This is a genomic window from Paraburkholderia sp. IMGN_8, from assembly GCF_038050405.1.
GTDB lineage: Bacteria > Pseudomonadota > Gammaproteobacteria > Burkholderiales > Burkholderiaceae > Paraburkholderia.
Genome location: NZ_CP150900.1, coordinates 4144657 through 4165230, shown reverse-complemented (window position 1 = coordinate 4165230; position 20574 = coordinate 4144657). Strand labels below are relative to the sequence as shown.

Sequence of the window (20574 nt, the reverse complement as noted above, 5' to 3'; positions counted from 1 at the left end):
AACGATCTGGGGGAGACATGACCGATCTGTCCACGCCGCAGCGCGCCGACAGCCACAAGCTGCCCGCGGGCCGGCGCCTGCGTTTCGTCACAGCGGCCGCCCTGTTCGACGGCCACGACGCGTCGATCAACATCATGCGGCGCATCCTGCAAGCGAGCGGCGTCGAGGTGATCCACCTCGGCCACAACCGCTCGGTCGATGAAGTCGCCACCGCCGCGCTGCAGGAAGACGCCGACGGCGTCGCCGTGTCCAGCTACCAGGGCGGCCATAACGAATACTTCCGCTATCTCGTCGACCTGCTGCGCGCGCGCGGCGGCGAGCGTATCAAGGTGTTCGGCGGCGGCGGCGGTGTGATCGTCCCCGACGAAATCGCCGAGCTCGAACATTACGGCGTCGAGAAGATCTATTCGCCGCACGACGGCCAGCGGCTCGGCCTGCAAGGCATGATCGACGACATGATCGCGCGCTGTGCCCAAGCCGCGCGCCATGGCGCAGCCACGCGGCAGAGCACGGTAAGCGAATGGGTGGCCGATCTGTCGGCGTGTGGCCTGCCGCGCTTCGATCGACGCGTCGAGACGCGTGCCGGCGACCAAGCCAGCGTGCGTGATCCTTCCGCCAAAGCACACAAAACGGGCGGGGCGGCCCACGCCGACCAGACCATCCACGCCGTCGAAAACCCGGACCCCGCGTCGTTCACATTCCGCCGCCTCGCGCAACTGATCAGCGCGTTCGAAGCCGGCCGCATCAACTCGGCCGACCAGGAAGCGCTGGCGTATCTCGCGGAGTCGGTCGAGGTCCCGATACTCGGCGTGACCGGCACCGGCGGCGCCGGCAAATCCTCGCTGACCGACGAACTGATTCGCCGTTTCCGTCTCGACTACGGCGATGCCCTCACCATAGCCGTACTCGCGATCGACCCGTCGCGCCGCAAGTCCGGCGGCGCGTTGCTCGGCGACCGCATCCGCATGAACGCAATCGGCGATTGGGGCGGCGGCCCGCGCGTGTTCATGCGCTCGATGGCGACGCGCGAAGCGTCGAGCGAAATCTCCGATGCGCTGCCCGACGCGCTGATGTTATGCAAAGCGGCGGGCTTCGACCTGATCATCGTCGAGACGTCCGGGATCGGCCAGGGCAACGCGGCGATCGTGCCGTTCGTCGACGAATCGCTGTACGTGATGACGCCGGAGTTCGGCGCGGCGAGCCAGTTGGAAAAGATCGACATGCTCGACTTCGCCAACTTTGTTGCGATCAACAAGTTCGATCGCAAAGGCGCGCCGGATGCGTTGCGCGACGTCGCGAAGCAGGTGCAGCGCAATCGCGGCGACTTCGCAAAGGCGCCGGACGCGATGCCGGTGTTCGGCACCATCGCCTCGCGCTTTAACGACGACGGCGTGACCGCGTTGTATCAGCACGTTGCCGAGGCATTACGTGCGCATGGTTTGCGCGTCGGCGGCGGCCATCTGCCGACGCTCGAAGACGTACGCTTTTCGAGTGGACGCAACGCGATCGTGCCGCCGGCGCGCGTGCGCTATCTGGCGGATGTTGCGCAGACAGTTCACGCCTATCGCAATCGAGCCGACGTGCAAGCGCGCGTGGCGCGCGAACGCTGGCAGCTCACCGAAGCGCGCCGGATGCTCGGCGAAGCGAACACCAACGCCAACGCCAACGCAGATGCAGATGCAGAAGCAGCGAACCAACCCCAGACCCAACTGGACAAGCTAATCGACCAGCACACCGCCGAGCTCGGCGAGCGCGAACGCAAGCTGCTGGAAGCATGGCCGCAAACCGTAGCGGCTTATTCCGGCGACGAACACATCGTCCGGATTCGCGACCGCGAAATTCACACCGCGCTCACTGTCACGACGCTGTCAGGCTCGGCGGTCCGCAAAGTCGCGCTGCCCAAGTTTGTCGACCACGGCGAAATCCTGCGCTGGCTGATGCTCGACAATCTGCCCGGCCACTTTCCGTTCACCGCGGGCGTGTTTCCGTTCCGCCGCGAGAACGAAGATCCGACGCGAATGTTCGCCGGTGAAGGCGATCCGTTCCGCACCAACCGGCGTTTCAAACTGCTCTCCGAAGGGATGCCGGCCAAACGTCTTTCGACAGCGTTCGATTCGGTCACGCTATACGGCGAAGAGCCGCACGAGCGGCCGGACATCTACGGCAAGGTGGGCAATTCGGGTGTCTCCATCGCGACCCTCGACGACATGAAAGCGCTCTACGACGGCTTCGATCTGTGCGCGCCGGAAACGTCCGTCTCGATGACGATCAACGGACCGGCGCCGACGATCCTCGCGATGTTCTTCAACGTCGCGATCGATCAGCAGATCGCGCGTCTAAACGAAAGGCTGCAACAGGAAGGACGCAAGCCCACCGGCGAAGAGCTCGCCACCGCCCGCCGCCACGCGCTGGAAAACGTGCGCGGCACCGTTCAGGCGGACATCCTGAAGGAAGACCAAGGCCAGAACACCTGCATCTTCTCGACCGAGTTCAGCCTGAAAGTGATGGGCGATATTCAGGCGTACTTCGTCGAGCACCGCGTGCGCAATTTCTATTCGGTGTCGATCTCGGGCTATCACATCGCCGAAGCGGGCGCGAACCCGATCTCGCAACTCGCGTACACGCTGGCGAACGGCTTCACGTACGTCGAGGCGTATCTCGCTCGCGGCATGTCGATCGACGATTTTGCGCCGAACCTGTCATTCTTCTTTTCGAACGGTATGGACCCGGAATACACGGTGCTCGGCCGTGTCGCGCGACGCATCTGGGCTATCGCCATGCGAGAACGTTACGGCGCGAACGAACGCAGCCAGAAGCTCAAGTATCACGTGCAGACCTCAGGGCGCAGCCTGCATGCGCAGGAAATCGACTTCAACGATATCCGCACCACACTGCAGGCGCTGATCGCGATCTACGACAACTGCAACTCGCTGCACACCAACGCCTTCGACGAGGCGATCACCACGCCCACCGAGGATTCGGTGCGCCGCGCAGTCGCGATCCAGTTGATCATCAACCGTGAATGGGGGCTGGCGAAGAACCAGAACCCGAATCAGGGCAGCTTTGTGATCGAGGAGCTGACCGATCTGGTCGAAGAAGCGGTGCTGGCGGAGTTCGACCGCCTCACCGAACGCGGCGGCGTGCTCGGCGCGATGGAAACCGGCTACCAGCGTGGGCGCATTCAGGACGAGTCGATGCTGTACGAGCATCGCAAGCACGACGGCTCGTATCCGATTGTCGGCGTGAATACGTTCTTGAGTTCGCATCCGCATGAAGCGCCGCAGCCGATCGCGCTCGCCCGTTCCACCGACGACGAGAAGCAGAGCCAGTTGAAACGCCTGCGCGATTTCCAGGAACGGTATCGCGATGAGACACCTGCGGCGCTTGAACGCCTGAAGCGCGCGGTGATTGCTGACGAGAACGTGTTCGCAGTGCTGATGGACGTCGTGCGCGTTTGCTCGCTCGGGCAAATCACGCACGCGTTGTTTGAAGTGGGCGGACAGTACCGCCGCAATATGTGAAGCCTGCACTTGCTGCGGCTCTGCTTGACGCGGAGCCACAGCAACGCCGTCACCAGCTCATGGGACGGGAAAGCACCTTAGCGCGCAATCCCCAGCCGCGCCTTCGCGTCGTTATATTCATTCGACAGCCGCTCGACCAGTTCGCCGACGCTCGGCACGTCGTCCATCAAGCCGACGCCCTGGCCCGCGCCCCAGATGTCCTTCCACGCCTTCGCCTTGTCGCCGCCGAAGTTCATCGCGGACTTGTCCGATTCCGGCAGCGCGTCCGGGTCCAGGCCCGCATTCACGATGCTTTCGCGGATGTAGTTGCCGTGCACGCCGGTAAACAGATTCGTATAGATGATGTCCGACGCGGTGGAGTTGATGATCGCCTGCTTGTAGCTGTCGACTGCGTGCGCCTCTTTGGTCGCGATGAAGCGCGTGCCCATGTACGCGAGGTCCGCGCCCATCGCCTGCGCGGCGAGAATCGAGCCGCCGTTGGCGATCGAGCCCGACAGCACGATCGGGCCGTCGAAGATGCGCCGCACTTCGCCGACCAGCGCGAACGGCGAGGTCGTGCCCGCATGGCCGCCGGCGCCCGACGCCACCAGGATCAAGCCGTCGACACCCGCTTCCAGTGCCTTCTGCGCATGCCGCAGATTGATCACGTCGTGCAGCACGATGCCGCCGTAGCTATGCACCGCGTCGACGATCTCGCGTGCCGGCGCACGCAGGCTGGTGATGAAGATCGGCACTTTGTGTTCGACGCACACGCGCACGTCGTGCTCGAGCCGGGAATTCGATTGATGGACGATCTGGTTCACGGCGATCGGCCCGATGATCGCATCGGGGTTGGCCGCCTTGTGCTCGGCGAGCGACCCTTGAATCTGCGTCAGCCATTCGTCGAGCAATTCGGCCGGGCGCGCATTGAGCGCCGGGAACGAGCCGACGATACCGGCCTTACATTGAGCCAGTACGAGTTCGGGATAGCTGACGATGAACATCGGCGAGGCGACGACGGGCAGCGCGAGTTTTTGCAGGACGGCGGGCAATGCCATGGTGCGAGTCTCCTGATAAGCGGGCCGGTGCGTCGTTGAACGCCCGGTGATTCATTGAGTTTAACGGCACATGGCGCGCGCTGCGCTGAAGCGGGCTAGCGTCACGCTGTCATCACAGCGTCGCCGCGCATCTGCCACATTGGCGTTCAAAATGACGCTCCAGATTTAAGAACGATCGTTCGATTATAGGCGAAACGGATGAACCGCGTCCGGCGCGTTCGTTTAGAACAGTTGGAAGGAGTGTTCAGGTTCTATGTTTGCGTGGGCTATCCCACCCCGCATCGACACATTGCCCTCCTACAATGCACTGACTCATAAACGACAAGAGACCCGCTATGGCCTTCGAAGATTTCGCGCCCTTTCGCATCGCCGTGGGCGATGTCGATATTTTCGGAGTGAAGGGCGGAGCCGGGCCGCCGCTTCTGTTGCTGCACGGTCATCCGCAGTCGCATCTGATCTGGCGGCGCTGCGCCGCGCAACTGGCCGCACACTTCACCGTGATCGCCACCGATTTGCGTGGCTACGGCGCATCGGGCAAACCGCCGAGCGACGCCGCGCACACGCCCTATTCGAAGCGCGCGATGGCCGCCGATCAGGTCGCCGTGATGCGCCACTTCGGCTTCGAACGTTTCCTGGTTTGCGCGCACGATCGCGGCGCGCGCGTCGCGCACCGGATGGCGCTCGATCATGCGGATGCCGTCGAGCGTTTGATGCTGCTGGATATCGCGCCGACGCTCGCGATGTACGAAGCCACCGACCGCGCCTTCGCCACCCATTACTTCCATTGGTTCTTCCTGATCCAGCCGGAACCGCTGCCTGAGACGCTGATCGGCGCGAATCCGGCCGCCTACGTCGATGCGGTGATGGGCAGCCGTCACGCGGGCCTCGCGCCGTTCGAACCCGACGCGCTCGACGCCTATCGCCTGGCGCTCGCGCAACCCGGCGCGGTACATGCGATGTGCGAGGACTACCGCGCATCGGCGAGCATCGATCTCGAACACGACCGCGCCGATATCGAACGCGGTCACAAGATCGGCTGCCCGCTGCGCGTGCTGTGGGGCGACAAAGGCGTGATCGAGAAGTGCTTCGACGCGCTCGCAGAATGGCGTCACGTCGCGCGCGACGTCAGTGGCCGTTCACTGTCTTGCGGGCATTACATTCCTGAAGAGGCATCGGACGAACTGGTGGCGGAAATGCTGTCGTTCTTCGAAGCGGTCGAACGGTAAACCCTTCTTGCCCAACGCCGCGCGCTCCCGCTCAACCGAGCGGCGGCAGTCTGCGCGCGACCGGCGTCGATTTGACGATCGCGGTGCTGGTCTCCGCGCGCTCGGTGACTTTCGCAAGGATCTCGTCGAGCTGCTCGATCGAATGCAGGTACAGGCGGCAGATGAAGCAATCGTCGCCCGTCACCTTGTCGCATTCGACAAACTCCGGAATGCGCCGGATCACTTCCTCCACCAGATGCAACTGGCCCGGCAACGGCTTCACGCGCACGATCGCCTGCAGCGTGAAGCCGAGCGCGCGCGGATCGATCTGCACGGTGAAGCGCTCGATCACGCCTTGCGCTTCGAGCCGGCGTACGCGCTCGGCCGTGCTCGGCGCGGACAAGCCGACGCGCCGCGCCAGTTCGCTGACCGGCTGGCGTGCATCTTCGGCGAGCGCGGCGAGCAGCGCGCGGTCGGTGTCGTCGAGGGCTGCGAGCGGAGCAGGAGTAAGGCGTTTTGTCATAATTGCCTTCGATTTTTAGGTGTCAGCGCGACAATGCTTAAGTTTAACCATGTATTCGCGTGATCGGATTAATTACACTGCTTCTCATGCAGGAATCCATTCGAGGATCGAATCATGGCGTCAAATGAAACCCGCCGCGGCACGGCTGAAATGACGATGGCGATGCTGATGTCCGGCACCATCGGCTGGCTGGTGGTGTCGTCGCAGCAGAGCGCGTTCAACGTGGTGTTCTTCCGCTGCATTTTCGGCGGCGCGACTCTGGCACTGGTGTGCGCCGTGCTCGGCCTGTTCAAACGTAAGCTCTTCTCGTGGCAGATGCTCGCACTCGCGTTGCTCGGCGGCGCGGCGATCGTTATCAACTGGGTGCTGCTGTTCGCGGCCTATTCACGCGCGTCGATTTCGATGGCGACGGCCGTCTACAACACGCAGCCTTTCATGCTGGTCGCGCTGGGTGCGCTGGTGTTTCGCGAGCGTATCGGCGCGTCGACGGTTGCGTGGCTGGTGGTCGCGTTCATCGGCCTCGTGTTTGTCGTGAAGGTCGAGCCGGCGGTGCTGGCGGTGCCGGGACAGTATCTGGTCGGCGTCGCGTATGCGGTGGGCGCGGCGGCGATGTATGCGGTGTCGTCGATCATCACGAAGCGGCTGAAGGGCACGCCGCCGCATCTGATCGCGCTGATCCAGGTCGCGCTCGGTGTCGTGATGCTCGCACCGTTCGTACGCTTCGACGCACTGCCGACCACCGGCATGCATTGGCTCGAACTGATCGTACTCGGCGTCGTCAACACGGGAATCATGTACGTGCTGCTTTACGGCGCGATTCAGAAGCTGCCGACCTCGATGACCGGCGCGTTGTCGTTCATCTATCCGGTGGTCGCCATCATCGTGGATCGCGTCGCGTTCGGGCAGACGCTCGCGTGGATTCAGGTGCTCGGCGCGGTGCTGATCCTGCTGGCGGCGGCCGGCGTTAATCTCGGCTGGCGGATCGTGCCGCAGAAGCGCCTGTCTTCGACCTGATTGCTTCGGCCTGATCGTGGCCGGGCCGAAACAGCGGTCGGCAATGATACGGATTCCGGATCAATGGGCAATCAAATTGTTCATATGGACGGACTAATCAGCCTTGACTCGCGTCACTACGAGGCTTCGTAGCGTCGTGTGTATGCGGGTTTAAAAGAGGGCGTCAAGCTTCTGTAGGGAAATCACTGATGCGATCGAAAAACCGGCGCGCGTATCATTCGTCCTGACGCTGATCACGTCCGACAGAATTTCCGCCGCTCGCCTCAATGGCCGAGCGGCTTTTCTTTTTGTGGCGACGGTTTTTGCGGGTTTCCGTTTCGTGCGCGGACAGCGCGTCAGGCCTGGCGCGCGACGATGCGCTCACCATCGATTTCCAGCGGCCCATTCTTGCCGGCCAGTTCCTCGACAATCGTCTGCACCAGCGTGGACCATTCGCCGCGCGGCTTGAGCATCGACGCGGCGGCGCGCATCGCGGCGGCGTCGCCGAGCATCTGCAGCACCGTGTCGAAGCGCATCGCGCGTACTTCGAGCAGCTTGAACACGATCAGCACCTTCAGCGCATTCTTTGCATTGCGGGCGGGATCGGCGCGCAGCCACGCGACGCGCGAAAACGCCCGTTCAAGCGCCTGTTCGACATTCGTGAACGGCGAGCCATGGCCGGGGATCACCAGCCGCACATCGAGCTTTGCGATGGTTTCGAGCACCGCCTGTTCTTCGGCGAATCCGCTTTCACCTTCCAGCTCGGGAAAGATCACGCCAAAGCCGTTTTCCCATAGCGCGTCCGCGCTGATCAGGATGCGCTCGTCCGCGCAGTACAGCATCAGCGAATGCGGATCGTGGCCGGGTGCGCCGAGCACTTGCCAATCGAGCGCGCCGAGCGTCAGATGCGCACCGGGCGCGATCGTCTCGGTGAAGGTGAAGCGCTCGCAGGTTTGGCCGGTGGCGCGAAACGTCAGGCGCGCTTCGTCCCAGTCGCGCACTGCATCGGCCTCGGATGCGGGAATCGCGGTGCGGCACGGCCACGTCGCTTGCAATAACGCGTTGCCGCCGCAGTGATCCGAATGCAGATGCGTGTTGACGATCAGATCGAGCGGCCGCGTGCCGAGCGCGTGCTGCACAAGTGTGAGCGTTTGCGGCGCGTGCGTCGCGTAACCGGTGTCGACGAGCGCGGCACACGTGTCGTCGGTCAGCAGCACGTTGTTCGACGAAAGCCAGCCACGCTCGAAGACTCGGATCGATTCAGGCAGCGTGATCATCGCGTGTTGGCGTTCAAATGCGCTTCGGGTTTCGGCATCACGAGAATCGTCGAGCTGCCGATCAACGTGGTTTCCCCGCGTTGATTCACGACCGTACCTTCGAGATGCGTCAGATCGCCGTGCAAACTCGGCTTCCAGTAAGCATCGCGCACGCGCCAGGTGATCGTCAGCGTGTCGTTCGCATGGGCGGCTTTTTTCAGCTTGATATCGAACTCGAGTCCGAGCGGCTGCTCGGCGTTCATCGCCGCACCTGCGCTTGCCTCGCCATGAACTCCGCGTGGCGTTCCTCGATCGCGTCCCAGATCGCGAGCTTTGCGTCGTCGTCGAACGACGACCAGCCGGCGATTTCATCTATCGTGCGCAGACACCCTTCGCACCAACCGGTCGACGCGTCCATCTTGCACACGCTGATGCAGGGCGACGGCACGGCCGCGTCGTTGTGTTCGTTGTCGATGCCTGATGTCATGTCGTCATGCCGTTTCGCGCAGCGCCACGTCGATCACCGGCGCGCCCGTCAACGCCACCAGTTCCTGGGCGCTCAGGTTGAACACTGCATGCGGATGGCCGGCGGCGGCCCACAAGCTGTCGAGTTCGAGCAGATCCGCATCGATCAGCGTGACCGGTTCCGTGGCGTGGCCGATCGGGCAGACGCCGCCGATCGCATAGCCGGTTTTTTCGCGGACGAACTTTGCATCCGCCCGACCGATCTCGCCGACCTGCGCGGCGACCTTCTTTTCATCGACGCGGTTCGCGCCGCTCGCGACCACCAGCACCGGCGCGTCGTCTTCACGGCGGCGAAACAGAATCGACTTGGCGATCTGCGCGACCGAGCAGCCGAGGCCGGCGGCAGCCTCGGCGGAAGTCTTGCCGGTTTCCGGCAGCATCACGATCCGGCCCGCGTGACCGCGTTCGCGCAACAACAGCGCGACGCGGCGTGCCGAATCGGGCAGCGCTGCGAGATCGTCGGATTCGAGAGAAGCGTGGTCCGTCATCGTTCTATTTCCTTCCTGAGTGCAGAAGTCAAACACAGTTGGCTTGTTCGCTGCGCGCTTTGGCAAGCAGCGCTTTGCCGGCGCGCGACACATTGGGCCGGCCAATCGACGTCGAAATGAAATCGCCGATCGCGACGACTTGAGCGAGATCGATGCCGGTCTCGATGCCGAGGCCGTTCATCAGATACAGCACGTCCTCGGTCGCGACGTTGCCGGTCGCGCCCTTCGCATACGGACAGCCGCCGAGCCCCGCCACCGACGCGTGATAAATCTCGATACCTTCCTGCAGCGCCGCGTAGATATTCGCGAGCGCCTGGCCATAGGTGTCGTGGAAGTGGCCCGACAGACGTTCGCGCGGAAACACCTTGGTGACCGCTTCGAACACTTCGCGCGTGCGCTTCGGCGTGCCGACGCCGATCGTATCGGCAATATCGATCTCGTCGCAGCCGAGTGCCGCAAAACGCTCGACCACATCGACCACCGACGCCACCGGCACCTCGCCCTGATACGGGCAACCAAGCGAACACGACACGCTGCCGCGAATCCGCAAGCCGTGCTCTTTCGCCGCCTGCGCGACCGGCGCGAAACGGTCGATGCTTTCCGCGATGCTGCAATTGATGTTCTTCTGCGAGAACGCCTCGCTGGCCGCACCGAAAATCACGATCTCGTCGGCCCGCGCGGCGAGCGCGCCTTCGAAGCCGCGCAGGTTCGGCGTCAGCACCGAGTAGATCGTGCCCGGGCGGCGCTCGATGCTGGCCATCACGTCGGCGCCGTCGGCCATTTGCGGCACCCATTTCGGCGACACGAACGACGCCGCTTCGACGTTACGAAAACCCGCTGCCGACAGGCGATTGATCAAGTCGATCTTGATCGCGGTGGCAACGAATTCTTTCTCGTTCTGCAGTCCGTCACGCGGACCGACTTCGACGATTTTGACTTGTTGGGGCAAGGCCATGATGTGTCTCCGTGTTACCGCGCGTGGCGGCGCTCCTTCATTGATGTTCCGATGTGTTCACTCAGTGCTCAGTATCCGCGATTGATATCCACCACGCCGCCGATCGTTTCGCCGCGCAGTAGCGCGGTAATTTTCTGCGCGACCTGCACGACGCTCTCTTCGCGCAAGGTGACCGCAGAGATATGCGGCGTGATCGTAATGCGCGGTTCGCGCCAGAACAGATGATCGGGCGGCAACGGTTCGTCGCGGAACACGTCGAGCGTCGCGGCGGCGAGCTGGCCGCTCGCAAGCGCTTCGAGCAGATCCTGCTCGACCAGATGCCCGCCGCGTGCGACGTTGATCAAATACGCGCCGCGCGCGAGCTTCGAAAAAGTGCGCGCGTTCAGCACGTCGCCCGTATCCGGTGTATGCGGCAGCAGATTCACCAGCACTTTCACGCCGTCGAGAAACGCTTCGAACTGCGCTTCGCCGGCGAAGGTCGTGACGCCGTCGATCTGGCGCGTGCTGCGGCTATAACCGCGCACCGGCATGCCGAACGCCGCGACCGTCTGCGCAACATGCGCACCGAGCACGCCGAGCCCGAGCACGCCGACCGTGAAGCTCTCGCGCGGATGCGCGTCGAGCTCTTGCCAGCGGCGTCCGGTTTGCAGCGTCTGGTATTCGTCGAAGCGGCGCATATAACGCAGCACCGCATGCGTCACGTACTCGGCCATTTGCGGTGCCATGCCGGTGTCCTCGAGCCGCACCAGCTTCGCGTTGCGTGGCAGCGTGCCGGGATGCTCACGCTCGAGCGCGAGAATCGCATCGACACCCGCGCCGAGGTTGAAGATCGCGCGCAGATCGTCGCGGCCGGCGAGCATGTCGCGCGGCGGCCGCCACACGACCGCGAAATCGGCCGGGGCGGTGTCGCCCGCTTGCCATTCGCGCAGTTCGGCATTGGGCAGCGCTCGGGCAAAATCGTGCAGCCACGAGGCGGCGTCCGCATGCGGCATGTAGAAGAGGATTTTCATACGGTCCGGAAGGTGTGCGCGTTGTCGAGTCCGGTGACGGAAAAGGCCACGCGCAACGGCTGCAACGCAGATAGCCTGGCAGACGACGCTTGCGACATGGGGCCTCTCCTTTTATAGATAGGCTTCATTCTACTTTTTCGACGCGAATCGCGCGCGTTTGCGTACGGACGTGCGGTTTGAAGCACGCGCGTGGCTGGGTCGGGCGCGGGCAGGGCGTAGGTATCCACCGGCCCATTTTGTCCGATAAACAAAGCACAAAAACTTGGTTCGCCCTCGCGGCGCCCGGCGGGACAATAACTTCCCCGATTCCGGCAGCGAGGGACAGACATGCTTTCATGCACCAAATCGACATGGCCGCCACGGCTCGTCACGGTTCCAGGCTTGCACGGCAGCGAAGGCGCGCACTGGCAAACATGGCTCGAACGCCAATTCGCGCGCTCGCTGCGCGTCGAACAGACAGACTGGGACGCGCCGGACGTCGCTGTGTGGGCGCGGTCGCTGCGCGACTTGCTGGCACGCGAGCGCGGGCCGTTTGTGCTGGCCGCGCATAGCTTCGGTTGCCTCGCGACCGCGCACGCGTTGCAACAGGCGTCGTATGTTGCCGATGTGGTCGGCGTGCTGTTCGTCGCGCCGGCGAGCCCGGAGAAATTCGCGTTCGCCGGTCCGTTCGACGCGCGGCGCTTAGGCGTGCCGTCGATTCTGATCGGCAGTGCGACCGACCCGTGGATGTCGCTGGCGGGTTCGCGCGATCTCGCGCAGCGTTTCGGCAGCGCCTTCGTCAATCTCGGCGACGCGGGGCATATCAACACCGCGGCGGGATTCGGCCCGTGGCCTCGCGCGAAATATTTCGTCGACACGCTGGTGCATTGCGCGGCGCCGCTGCGCTTTCGCGAGGAGGCGTTCGAGGCCGCGCAACACGCGTTCGTTTGAGTTTTCGTTTGGCGTTTGAGCATCGATAGCCGGGTGCATGGACGAGCCGGTGAACAAGTAAGCGATCCGTTAGAATCCCGCTTCACGCTGCACCTTCGTGCGGCCACAGGTTTCGTTATCGATAGGCGGGGGCAGGATGGCAGGCAAGACGGGGATATCGCGCTGGCTGGCAGCCGGCATGACGGCAATGACGCTCGCGCTCGGCGGCGTTTCGACCGCGTACGCGGACACATCGCTGCTCAACGTGTCATACGACGTGACGCGCGAGTTATACAAGGACATCAACGCCGGCTTTATCACGGCGTACAAGCAGAAGAGCGGCGAGACGGTGTCGATCCGTCAGTCGCATGGCGCATCGAGCGCGCAGGCGCTGTCGGTGCTGCAAGGGCTGCAGGCTGACGTCGTGACGATGAACCAGCCGAACGACATCGACCTGCTCGCGGAAAAGGGCCAACTGGTGCCCGCCAACTGGCACGCGCGTCTGCCGGACGACAGCGCTCCATACACTACGACGATGGTGTTCCTCGTGCGCAAGGGCAACCCGAAGCACATCAAGGACTGGGACGATCTCGCCAGGCCCGGCGTGCAAGTGGTGATCGCCAATCCGAAGACCTCAGGTAACGGCCGCTACACGTACCTCGCGGCGTGGGGTTATCGCAAGCAGCACGGCGGTACCGATGCCCAGGCGCTCGACTTCGAAAAGGCGATCTTCAGGAACGTGCCGGTGCTCGACACGGGCGGTCGCGGCGCGACGACCACGTTCACGCAACGCGGTATCGGTGACGTGCTGGTGACGTTCGAGAACGAAGTGTCGCTGATCGATAGCGGCGTGGGGGCGGGCAATTTCGAAGCGGTGTATCCGTCGGTCAGCTTGCTGGCTGCGCCGCCCGTGTCGATCGTCGATAAGGTGGTCGACAAGCGCGGTACGCGCAAGGAAGCCCAGGCGTATCTCGACTATCTGTGGTCGCCGGCCGCGCAGGAAATCATCGCGCAGCACCATCTGCGTCCGCGCGACAAGAACGTGCTGGCCAGGCATGCGGCTGAATTCAAGCCGATCAAGACCTTCACCGTCGAAGAGATGTTCGGCAGCTGGCAGAAAGCGCAGCAGACGCATTTCTCCGATGGCGGGACGTTCGATCAGATCATCGTGGACAAGAAGTAAATCTTTGGCTTGATCATGTAAAAAGGCCGCCTCGTTCAAGAGGCGGCCTTTTTATTGCACGCGGTTGTTGGGCTTAGTTCGCCGCAGCATGTTTATCGCAGCCATGCTCGCAGCCGCTCTGATCCAGCGGCATCTGCTGCGCCGCTTCAGCGCGAATGCCGAGGCGTTCGAGCAGCTTGCGGTCCGCTTCCGCTTGCGGATTGCTGGTGGTCAGCAATTGATCGCCGTAGAAAATCGAATTCGCGCCGGCGAGGAAACACATGGCCTGCAACGCTTCGTTCATCTGCTCGCGGCCCGCCGACAGACGCACCATCGCGCGCGGCATCGTGATGCGTGCAATCGCGATCGTGCGCACGAACTCGAACGGATCGATCGCTTCGGTGCCGGTCAGCGGCGTGCCTTCTACTTGCACCAGATTGTTGATCGGCACCGATTCGGGATACGGATCCATGTTAGCGAGTTGCGCAATCAGACCGGCGCGTTCGCGGCGCGATTCGCCGAGTCCGACGATGCCGCCGCAGCACACGTTGATGCCCGCATCGCGCACGCGTTCGAGCGTGTCGAGACGGTCCTGGTACGTACGCGTCGAAATGATCTGACCGTAGAACTCCGGCGACGTGTCGAGATTGTGATTGTAGTAGTCGAGGCCCGCTTCGCGCAGACCTTGTGCCTGGTGGGTTTCGAGCATGCCGAGCGTCACGCAGGTTTCGAGGCCCATCGCCTTCACGCCGCGGATCATGTCCTTGATCGGTTCGAGGTGACGGTCTTTCGGATTGCGCCATGCGGCGCCCATGCAGAAACGCGTCGCGCCGTTTTCTTTGGCGACGCGCGCGGCGGCCAGCACTTCATCGACCGGCATCAGCTTGTCGGCTTGCAGACCGGTATCGTGATGCACCGACTGCGGACAGTACGCGCAATCCTCTTCGCAGCCGCCGGTCTTGATCGACAGCAGCGTCGACAGTTGCACGGTATTGGCGTCGAAGTGCTCGCGATGCGTTTGCTGCGCGCGGAACATCAGGTCGTTGAACGGCAGTTCGTACAGCGCGACGATGTCGGCGACGCGCCAGCGTGCGACCGATTTTGCGCCTGCAGCGGCGTTGTTGCTGGCAGTGGCCGTGTCGGCTGGCGTCGGAGCGAGGTTCAGTTGCGTCATGTCGTCAATCCTCATGGATGGATGTGATGGGTTTATCAGCGCTGCGCGTGACGCAGCGTCTGCAGGAGTCGGTTGATGTCGAGTTGATCCGCCGCGCGTTCCGGCAAAGCCGGGCTCAAATGCGGCACGATACCGAGCAACGGTGCATCGTGTTCACGCGCGAGGTGCTCACGGATCGAAGCGATGTTTTCGTCAGGGAACGTCATGTCCGGATCGACGCGGTTCGCGACCCAGCCGGCGAGCGTCAGCCCGCGTGCGGCGATCGCTTCGGCGGTGAGCAACGCATGGCTGATGCAGCCGAGCCGCATGCCGACCACCAGCACGACCGGCAGCTTCAACGCGACGGCGAGATCGGCGGTGTCTTGCGTTGCCGTAAGCGGCACGCGAAAGCCGCCCACGCCTTCCACCACCACGATGTCTGCGCGTTTCAAAGCCCGCGCATGGCAATCGACGATGTGCGCGATATCGAACGTGACGTTTTCCAGCGCGGCGGCGATGTGCGGCGCGGCCGGCTCTTTCAGCAGATACGGCGTGCGTATCTCGGGCGGCAGCAAGACGTTCGATGCGGCATCGAGTTGGTCCGCGTCTTCGTTGTGCAGCACGCCATTCGATTCGAATGCGCCGGCGGCAATCGGCTTCATGGCGGCAGCTTGCAGGCCTTCGCGAACGAAGCCGCATAGCAGCGCAGTGGACACGAAGGTCTTGCCGATTTCCGTATCGGTGCCGGTGACGAAGAGGGATAACGGGGCGCTCATGCAGCTTTCACCCTGAGCTGTTGCAAGCCTGCTTCAAGCCGGTCCAGATCCGCGTGCGAATGCGCGGCGGACAATGAAATGCGCAAACGCGAGGTCCCAGCGGGCACGGTCGGCGGGCGGATCGCCGGTACCCAAAGACCGGCACGATCGAGCGTGGCCGCGATATCCAGCGTCGCGTCGTTCCCACCGATGATCAGTGGTTGCACGGCGGTATGCGAGTCGACCGGCAACCACGGCGTCGCCTTCAGCATCGCGCGCGTGCGTGCGATCAGTTGCTGCAAATGCGCGCGCCGCGCATCGCCTTCTTCGCCAGCGATGATGCGCAGACTCGCCGACACCGCGTGCGCCGCAGCGGGCACCGACGCGGTTGTGAAAATGTACGGACGCGCGCGCTGCACGAGCCATTCGATCACGGTCTCATGCGCGACGACGAACGCGCCCGACACACCCGCGGCCTTGCCGAGCGTGCCGATCGAAATCAGATTTGGCGAGCGCAATGCGGCTTCCGCAACCGCGCCACGACCTTGCGGACCGAGTACGCCGAAGCCATGCGCATCGTCGACGATCAGCCAGGCGCCATGCTGTTCCGCGAGTTCGAGCAAACGCGCCAGGGGCGCGATATCACCGTCCATGCTGAACACGGTATCGGAGACGATGACTTTGACGTCGGCGTTCGACGCGTCGAGCATCGCGCTCAACGCTTCCGTATCGCAGTGCGGATAGATCTGCACGTCCGCGCGCGACAGGCGCGCGCCGTCGATCAGGGATGCGTGATTCAGCGCATCGGAGAAGAGCGTCGTGCCGCGGCCCGCGAGCGCGGTGAGTGTCGCGAGATTCGCCATGTAGCCGGTGCTGAAGTAGAGCGCGCGGGGCGTATCGACAAAGCCGCCGGTGAATTCAGCGAGATCATCTTCGAGTTGAGCGTGCGAGCGCGAGTGGCCACCGAGCAGATGCGAGCCGCCGCTGCCCGCGCCGTAGCGCTGCGCGCCTTCGGCGATCGCGGCAATCAATAGCGGATGCGCGGCGAGACCGAGGTAGTCGTTACTGGCGAAGCCGATGATCTCGCGGCCATCGACGGTCATATGCGCGGCGCACGGCGTATCGGCGGTGCGACGACGACGGCGCAGGCCGCGTTCGTCGATTTCCTTGAGCCCTTGGGCGAGTGTGTCGAGCAATTGCATTAGCGGGTCTCCGCGAGCGTCGCTTCGAAGGTTTCGCGGGTGCGCGAGGCGAGCAGCGCGAGTTCTTCGTCGTCGAGGATGTAGGGGGGCATCAGATACACCGTGGTCGAAATCGGGCGCAGCAGCAGTTCGCGCCGCAACGCGTTTTCGAAAAAACGGCGCGAGAATGTTTTGGCATGCTGAGGGTCGTCGATCACTGCATCGAACGCGAAGATCGTGCCGCACTGGCGCAGATTGCGCACGTGCTTATGTTCTGAGAGCGGCGCGAGCGCGGCCTTCAGCTTCGCGGACTTCTGCGCGTTGACGGCGAGTACGTTGTCGCTCGCGAACAGATCGAGCGTGGCGAGCGCCGCACGGCACGCGAGCGGATTGCCGGTGTACGAGTGTGAGTGCAGGAAGCCGCGCGCGGTATCGTCGTGATAGAACGCGTTGAAGATTTCATCGCGCGACAACACGATCGACAACGGCAGATAGCCGCCGCTGATGCCCTTCGAAAGACACAGGAAATCCGGCCAGATACCGGCCTGTTCGCAAGCGAAGAAAGTGCCGGTACGTCCGCAACCGACAGCGATTTCATCGGCGATCAGATGCACGCCGTACTGGTCGCACAGCGCGCGCAATCCGGCGATATACGACGTGTCGTGCATCGCCATGCCGGCGGCGCACTGCACGAGCGGCTCGACGATCAGCGCGGAGATTTTGGTGGCGCGGGCTTCGAACAGCGCGCGAACGTGATCGAGCGCACGGCGCGCGACATCGGCTGCGGTTTCGCCTGGTTGCGCGAGGCGCGCATCGGGCGATGCAACGACATGCGCGTTGCGGATCAGCGGATCGTAGGCGTCTTTGAAGAGCGCGACATCGGTGACGCCGAGCGCGCCGATGGTTTCGCCGTGATAGCTGTTGGCGATGCAGACGAATTCCTGCTTGTCGGCGAAGCCGCGATTGCGCCACGAGTGGAAGCTCATCTTCAGCGCGATTTCGACGGCGGATGCGCCGTCGGACGCGAAGAACGCGTGGCCGAGCGTGTTGTGGGTGAGCGCACCGAGGCGTTCGGCGAGTTCGATCGCGGGCTCGTGCGTGCAGCCGGCGAGCATCGCGTGCTCGAGCGTGTCGAGCTGGTCTTTCAATGCCGCATTGATGCGCGGGTTGGCGTGACCGAACAGGTTGACCCACCAGGAACTGATCGCGTCCAGATAACGACGGTTGGCACGGTCGTAGAGCCACGCGCCTTGACCGCGCGCTACCGGGATCAGCGGCAGGCGCTCGTGGTGCTTCATCTGGGTGCAGGGGTGCCAGACGGCACGCAGGCTGCGGGTGATCCAGTCTTCAGGTGTTGCTGCTGACTTTTTTTCCAAAGGGGTACTCCGAGGGTGCTTTTTTGCCGCTGCGGGCTGGCTTTTCTTTGCAGGTTTGTTTGCGCTGGGCGCGGCCCTGGCGGTTTCGCGGGGTCGAGATTAGCGCTTTATTTATTGTTCTGCATTAGGGGTTGGATGGGGGTTTTGCCTGCGGCGCTTGGGGTTCGGGGCTGTTCGATGCAGCTGGTTTCAGTTTGTTTGTGAAGATTGCTGATCGGTGCAGTTAGCGACGGCAAAGTAATGGGTTGTTGTAGGCGGGGATTGGGGGTTTTTGCCTGCGCGGCGCTTTGGTTGTTCGCTTACGGCGGTGGCCTTTCCTTGATTTGATATTGGTTTATTAGCGTCGCCCCTGTGCGGGGCAGGCACTTACTTTCTTTGCCGCCGCAAAGAAAGTAAGCAAAGAAAGCGGCTTCACACCGCTAATTCTTAAGCGGGTCCCCTGGCTTGGAGGAGGCAGTGGAGCATCTGGAATCAGTGCTCTCGCACACTCCGCCCTAGTGACAAGGCAGTCATACTTCCGGCGGCGCTGCGCGCGCCGAAGTGTGCTTCCGAAAACCATTAGTCGGGTTTGGGCCACAGCACCACACGCGGGGACGGGGTGCGCGGAAAGCAGTAGCGTTTTTTGGGTGGGGTGGGGATCGTCGGCTGCGCCTCGGCGCAGGGGAGTTGCATGCGGGGAAGATGCGGCAACAAGACGCCAGCGGTGCCTGGCGGTTTTGAGAAGTACCGCGTCGGCGCGCGCAGCGCCGCCGGAAGAATGACTGCTTTGTCACCAGGGCGGAGTGTGCGAGAGCGCAGATTCCAGATGCTCCACTACCGTGACTGCGCGAGGAACCCGCTTAGCATTAGCGGTGTGAGCCGCTTTCTTTGCTTACTTTCTTTGCGGCGGCAAAGAAAGTAAGTGCCTGCCCCGCACAGGGGCGACGCTAATAAACCAATAAGAAATCAAGGAAAGGCCAACGCCGCAGGCGTACAACCCAAAGCGCCGAGCAGGCAAACAGCACAGGGGCGAAGCTAATAGACCACTAAGAAATCAAGGAAAGGCCAACCCCGCAGGCACACAGACAAATACCGCCGAGCAGGCACTAAAAAACCCCTACTCCCGGCTAGCAAGAGCCCTACGCCCCTCGGCAGCACCAGAAGAAGACCCATCACCACCACTAGCCGTCTGCGAAGACTGAGCCCCCCACACAACGGAGTTATTCACCGCATATAACCTGCAAGGCGCCGAACTCTGCTTCTGGCAATTAGCAATTGCCACCGTCATAGGATCATCGCCGCCCTCGGCCCAGGACCAGGCCCCCGAATCCGAAACCGCAAAAGCCCGGCTAGGATACTGATGCAGGAAATTCCGATACCCATTACGTCCAGCTTCATCGACAAACGGCACGGCATCGACCGCATCGACAGCAGCAAACCCGCTAGCCTTCGGCAAAGAAGGATCAGACACGCGATATTGCACGCCGGTAGGCATCCCCGCCCGCGCCAGGAAGGCCTCGACAGCAGGCCACCAAACCTGCACGCCATCGCGATCGCCAACCAGCCGATGCGCGTCATTCTTGTAGTTGCCGAAATCCACCATCCTGGCGCTCGCACCATGCTCGGCAAAAGCGGCATACATGCCGGCCACCAAAGACTGCGTCCAGATCGAATCGTTTTCGCCGTACAACCACAGCGACGGCACCCTGGTCTTCTCACCATATGCGCCGAAGGCGCGCGTCAAGTTGCCCTGCCAGTCGGTGCACGCGTCCTGCCGCAAACCGCCGGAGAAATTGATCAATGCCCGAACGCCCGGTGCAGCCTCGGTGCCGTAAGCCATCGTCGCCAGCCCGCCGTGCGAGGTTCCGGCCACCACGATGTGTGTCGCATCCACGTACGGCTGCTTCGACATGTAGTCGATCGTCGCGGCCACGTCACCGGCCTGGCTGATGCCGTTGCGCTCGACGTCGCAGCCATCCTGCTGATAGGCGCCGTCCGAATGGCCGAAGCCCTGGCGGTTCGGCGCCACCACCACGTAGCCGCGCCGCACGAATTCACGCGCGAACGGCCGCGGGTCGCTGCGTTCCTGCGTGCGCGGGTCGCCAGGAATCTTCCCGTGGTTGAAGACGATCATCGGGAACGGGCCTGCGCCGTCCGGTTTGTAGATCGTCGTTTCGAGCGTGATCGAGCCGGCAGCGTTGACCGGTACTCGCACAATCTGTTCGTTGAGGCTGGCGCTCGGCAGATAGATGTCGTCGTCCAGAGCAATACGCGGTACGTGAGCGCGGGTCAGCGGTCCCGCCTGGGTGTCGGCGAGCGGGTCGGCATGCGCGAGTGCGACAGCGCACGTCGCCGTCGCACAGATCACCGCACACTTCGTCAGAACCTTGCTGAACACCATTAACGCACCTGCATCAAAAATCTGCCCTGAACACCGTGGTGTCTGTCTGTCGAAAGCCATTGCCGACATTTACCTTTCGTCGACATTTTCGACAGACAAAAACACACTCGCGTACGGAGTGCGCCAAGCGCACGCACGCTAATCG

The 20574-nt window shown here is 63.1% G+C and carries 17 protein-coding genes and 1 pseudogene; 5 read left to right on the top strand and 13 right to left on the bottom strand.

All coding sequences use genetic code 11. From position 1 onward, the window contains the following. The first annotated feature begins 17 nt into the window (after window positions 1-17). Window positions 18-3521: a fused isobutyryl-CoA mutase/GTPase IcmF gene (gene icmF, locus WN982_RS18950; protein WP_341313435.1), complete on the top strand. Its 3504-nt coding sequence runs from the start codon at window positions 18-20 to the stop codon at window positions 3519-3521. Window positions 3522-3598: 77 nt separating this feature from the next. On the opposite strand, the gene WN982_RS18945 is transcribed toward icmF, so the two are convergent. Then, entirely contained in the window at window positions 3599-4558 is a 960-nt protein-coding gene (locus WN982_RS18945) for a nitronate monooxygenase family protein (protein ID WP_341313434.1), read from the bottom strand. A 335-nt stretch (window positions 4559-4893) separates the two neighbouring features. Here WN982_RS18945 and WN982_RS18940 point away from each other — a divergent pair, with 335 nt between their 5' ends. Further along, window positions 4894-5784, top strand: a complete 891-nt coding sequence (locus WN982_RS18940; RefSeq protein ID WP_341313433.1) for an alpha/beta hydrolase — start codon at window positions 4894-4896, stop codon at window positions 5782-5784. 31 nt (window positions 5785-5815) lie between these two features. On the opposite strand, the gene WN982_RS18935 is transcribed toward WN982_RS18940, so the two are convergent. Further along, entirely contained in the window at window positions 5816-6286 is a 471-nt protein-coding gene (locus tag WN982_RS18935; RefSeq protein WP_341313432.1) for an Lrp/AsnC family transcriptional regulator, read from the bottom strand. Between the two features lie 114 nt (window positions 6287-6400). Here WN982_RS18935 and WN982_RS18930 point away from each other — a divergent pair, with 114 nt between their 5' ends. Further along, complete coding sequence (locus WN982_RS18930) at window positions 6401-7300, top strand: DMT family transporter (protein ID WP_341313431.1); 900 nt, start codon at window positions 6401-6403, stop codon at window positions 7298-7300. A gap of 335 nt (window positions 7301-7635) precedes the next feature. Here the strand turns inward: WN982_RS18930 and WN982_RS18925 are convergent, their stop codons facing one another. The 6 genes and pseudogenes from WN982_RS18925 to WN982_RS18900 all read right to left on the bottom strand — a co-directional run bounded on the left by WN982_RS18925 (window position 7636) and on the right by WN982_RS18900 (window position 11513). After that, window positions 7636-8556, bottom strand: a complete 921-nt coding sequence (locus tag WN982_RS18925; protein WP_341313430.1) for an MBL fold metallo-hydrolase — start codon at window positions 8554-8556, stop codon at window positions 7636-7638. Continuing rightward, window positions 8553-8786: pseudogene (locus WN982_RS18920) on the bottom strand (acyl dehydratase); the annotation flags it as partial. The pseudogene WN982_RS18920 and the gene WN982_RS18925, both read right to left, overlap by 4 nt. An 8-nt stretch (window positions 8787-8794) precedes the next feature. Beyond that, on the bottom strand, window positions 8795-9022 hold the full coding sequence (locus tag WN982_RS18915) for a DUF1289 domain-containing protein (RefSeq protein ID WP_341313429.1): 228 nt from the start codon (window positions 9020-9022) through the stop codon (window positions 8795-8797). Window positions 9023-9026: 4 nt separating this feature from the next. Continuing rightward, the gene (locus WN982_RS18910; RefSeq protein WP_341313428.1) at window positions 9027-9548 is read right to left on the bottom strand and encodes a YbaK/EbsC family protein; all 522 of its coding nucleotides are present in this window, start codon (window positions 9546-9548) and stop codon (window positions 9027-9029) included. 28 nt (window positions 9549-9576) lie between these two features. After that, a complete protein-coding gene (locus WN982_RS18905) occupies window positions 9577-10503 on the bottom strand; it encodes a hydroxymethylglutaryl-CoA lyase (RefSeq protein ID WP_341313427.1) in 927 nt (308 codons plus the stop codon). 68 nt (window positions 10504-10571) lie between these two features. Beyond that, a complete protein-coding gene (locus WN982_RS18900) occupies window positions 10572-11513 on the bottom strand; it encodes a glyoxylate/hydroxypyruvate reductase A (protein ID WP_341313426.1) in 942 nt (313 codons plus the stop codon). Between the two features lie 327 nt (window positions 11514-11840). Here WN982_RS18900 and WN982_RS18895 point away from each other — a divergent pair, with 327 nt between their 5' ends. Both WN982_RS18895 and WN982_RS18890 read left to right on the top strand, forming a co-directional pair. After that, window positions 11841-12443 carry an alpha/beta hydrolase gene (locus tag WN982_RS18895; RefSeq protein ID WP_341313425.1) on the top strand — a complete coding sequence of 201 codons (603 nt, stop codon included), beginning with the start codon at window positions 11841-11843 and terminating at the stop codon, window positions 12441-12443. Window positions 12444-12579: 136 nt separating this feature from the next. Next, window positions 12580-13605, top strand: coding sequence for a sulfate ABC transporter substrate-binding protein (locus WN982_RS18890; RefSeq protein ID WP_341313424.1), 1026 nt, complete (start codon window positions 12580-12582; stop codon window positions 13603-13605). A 73-nt stretch (window positions 13606-13678) separates the two neighbouring features. Here the strand turns inward: WN982_RS18890 and bioB are convergent, their stop codons facing one another. The 5 genes from bioB to WN982_RS18865 all read right to left on the bottom strand — a co-directional run bounded on the left by bioB (window position 13679) and on the right by WN982_RS18865 (window position 20429). Then, entirely contained in the window at window positions 13679-14758 is a 1080-nt protein-coding gene (gene bioB, locus WN982_RS18885) for a biotin synthase BioB (protein WP_341313423.1), read from the bottom strand. 35 nt (window positions 14759-14793) lie between these two features. Then, window positions 14794-15513 (bottom strand): dethiobiotin synthase, encoded by a 720-nt coding sequence (bioD, locus tag WN982_RS18880; protein ID WP_341313422.1) that lies wholly within the window; start codon window positions 15511-15513, stop codon window positions 14794-14796. Next, window positions 15510-16694, bottom strand: a complete 1185-nt coding sequence (gene bioF / locus WN982_RS18875) for an 8-amino-7-oxononanoate synthase (RefSeq protein WP_341313421.1) — start codon at window positions 16692-16694, stop codon at window positions 15510-15512. The genes bioD and bioF overlap by 4 nt, the downstream gene beginning before the upstream one ends. Continuing rightward, the gene (bioA, locus tag WN982_RS18870; RefSeq protein WP_341313420.1) at window positions 16694-18049 is read right to left on the bottom strand and encodes an adenosylmethionine--8-amino-7-oxononanoate transaminase; all 1356 of its coding nucleotides are present in this window, start codon (window positions 18047-18049) and stop codon (window positions 16694-16696) included. Before bioA ends, bioF begins: the two co-directional genes overlap by 1 nt. Window positions 18050-19145: 1096 nt before the next feature. Further along, window positions 19146-20429, bottom strand: a complete 1284-nt coding sequence (locus tag WN982_RS18865) for a CocE/NonD family hydrolase (protein ID WP_341313419.1) — start codon at window positions 20427-20429, stop codon at window positions 19146-19148. Window positions 20430-20574: the final 145 nt, after the last annotated feature.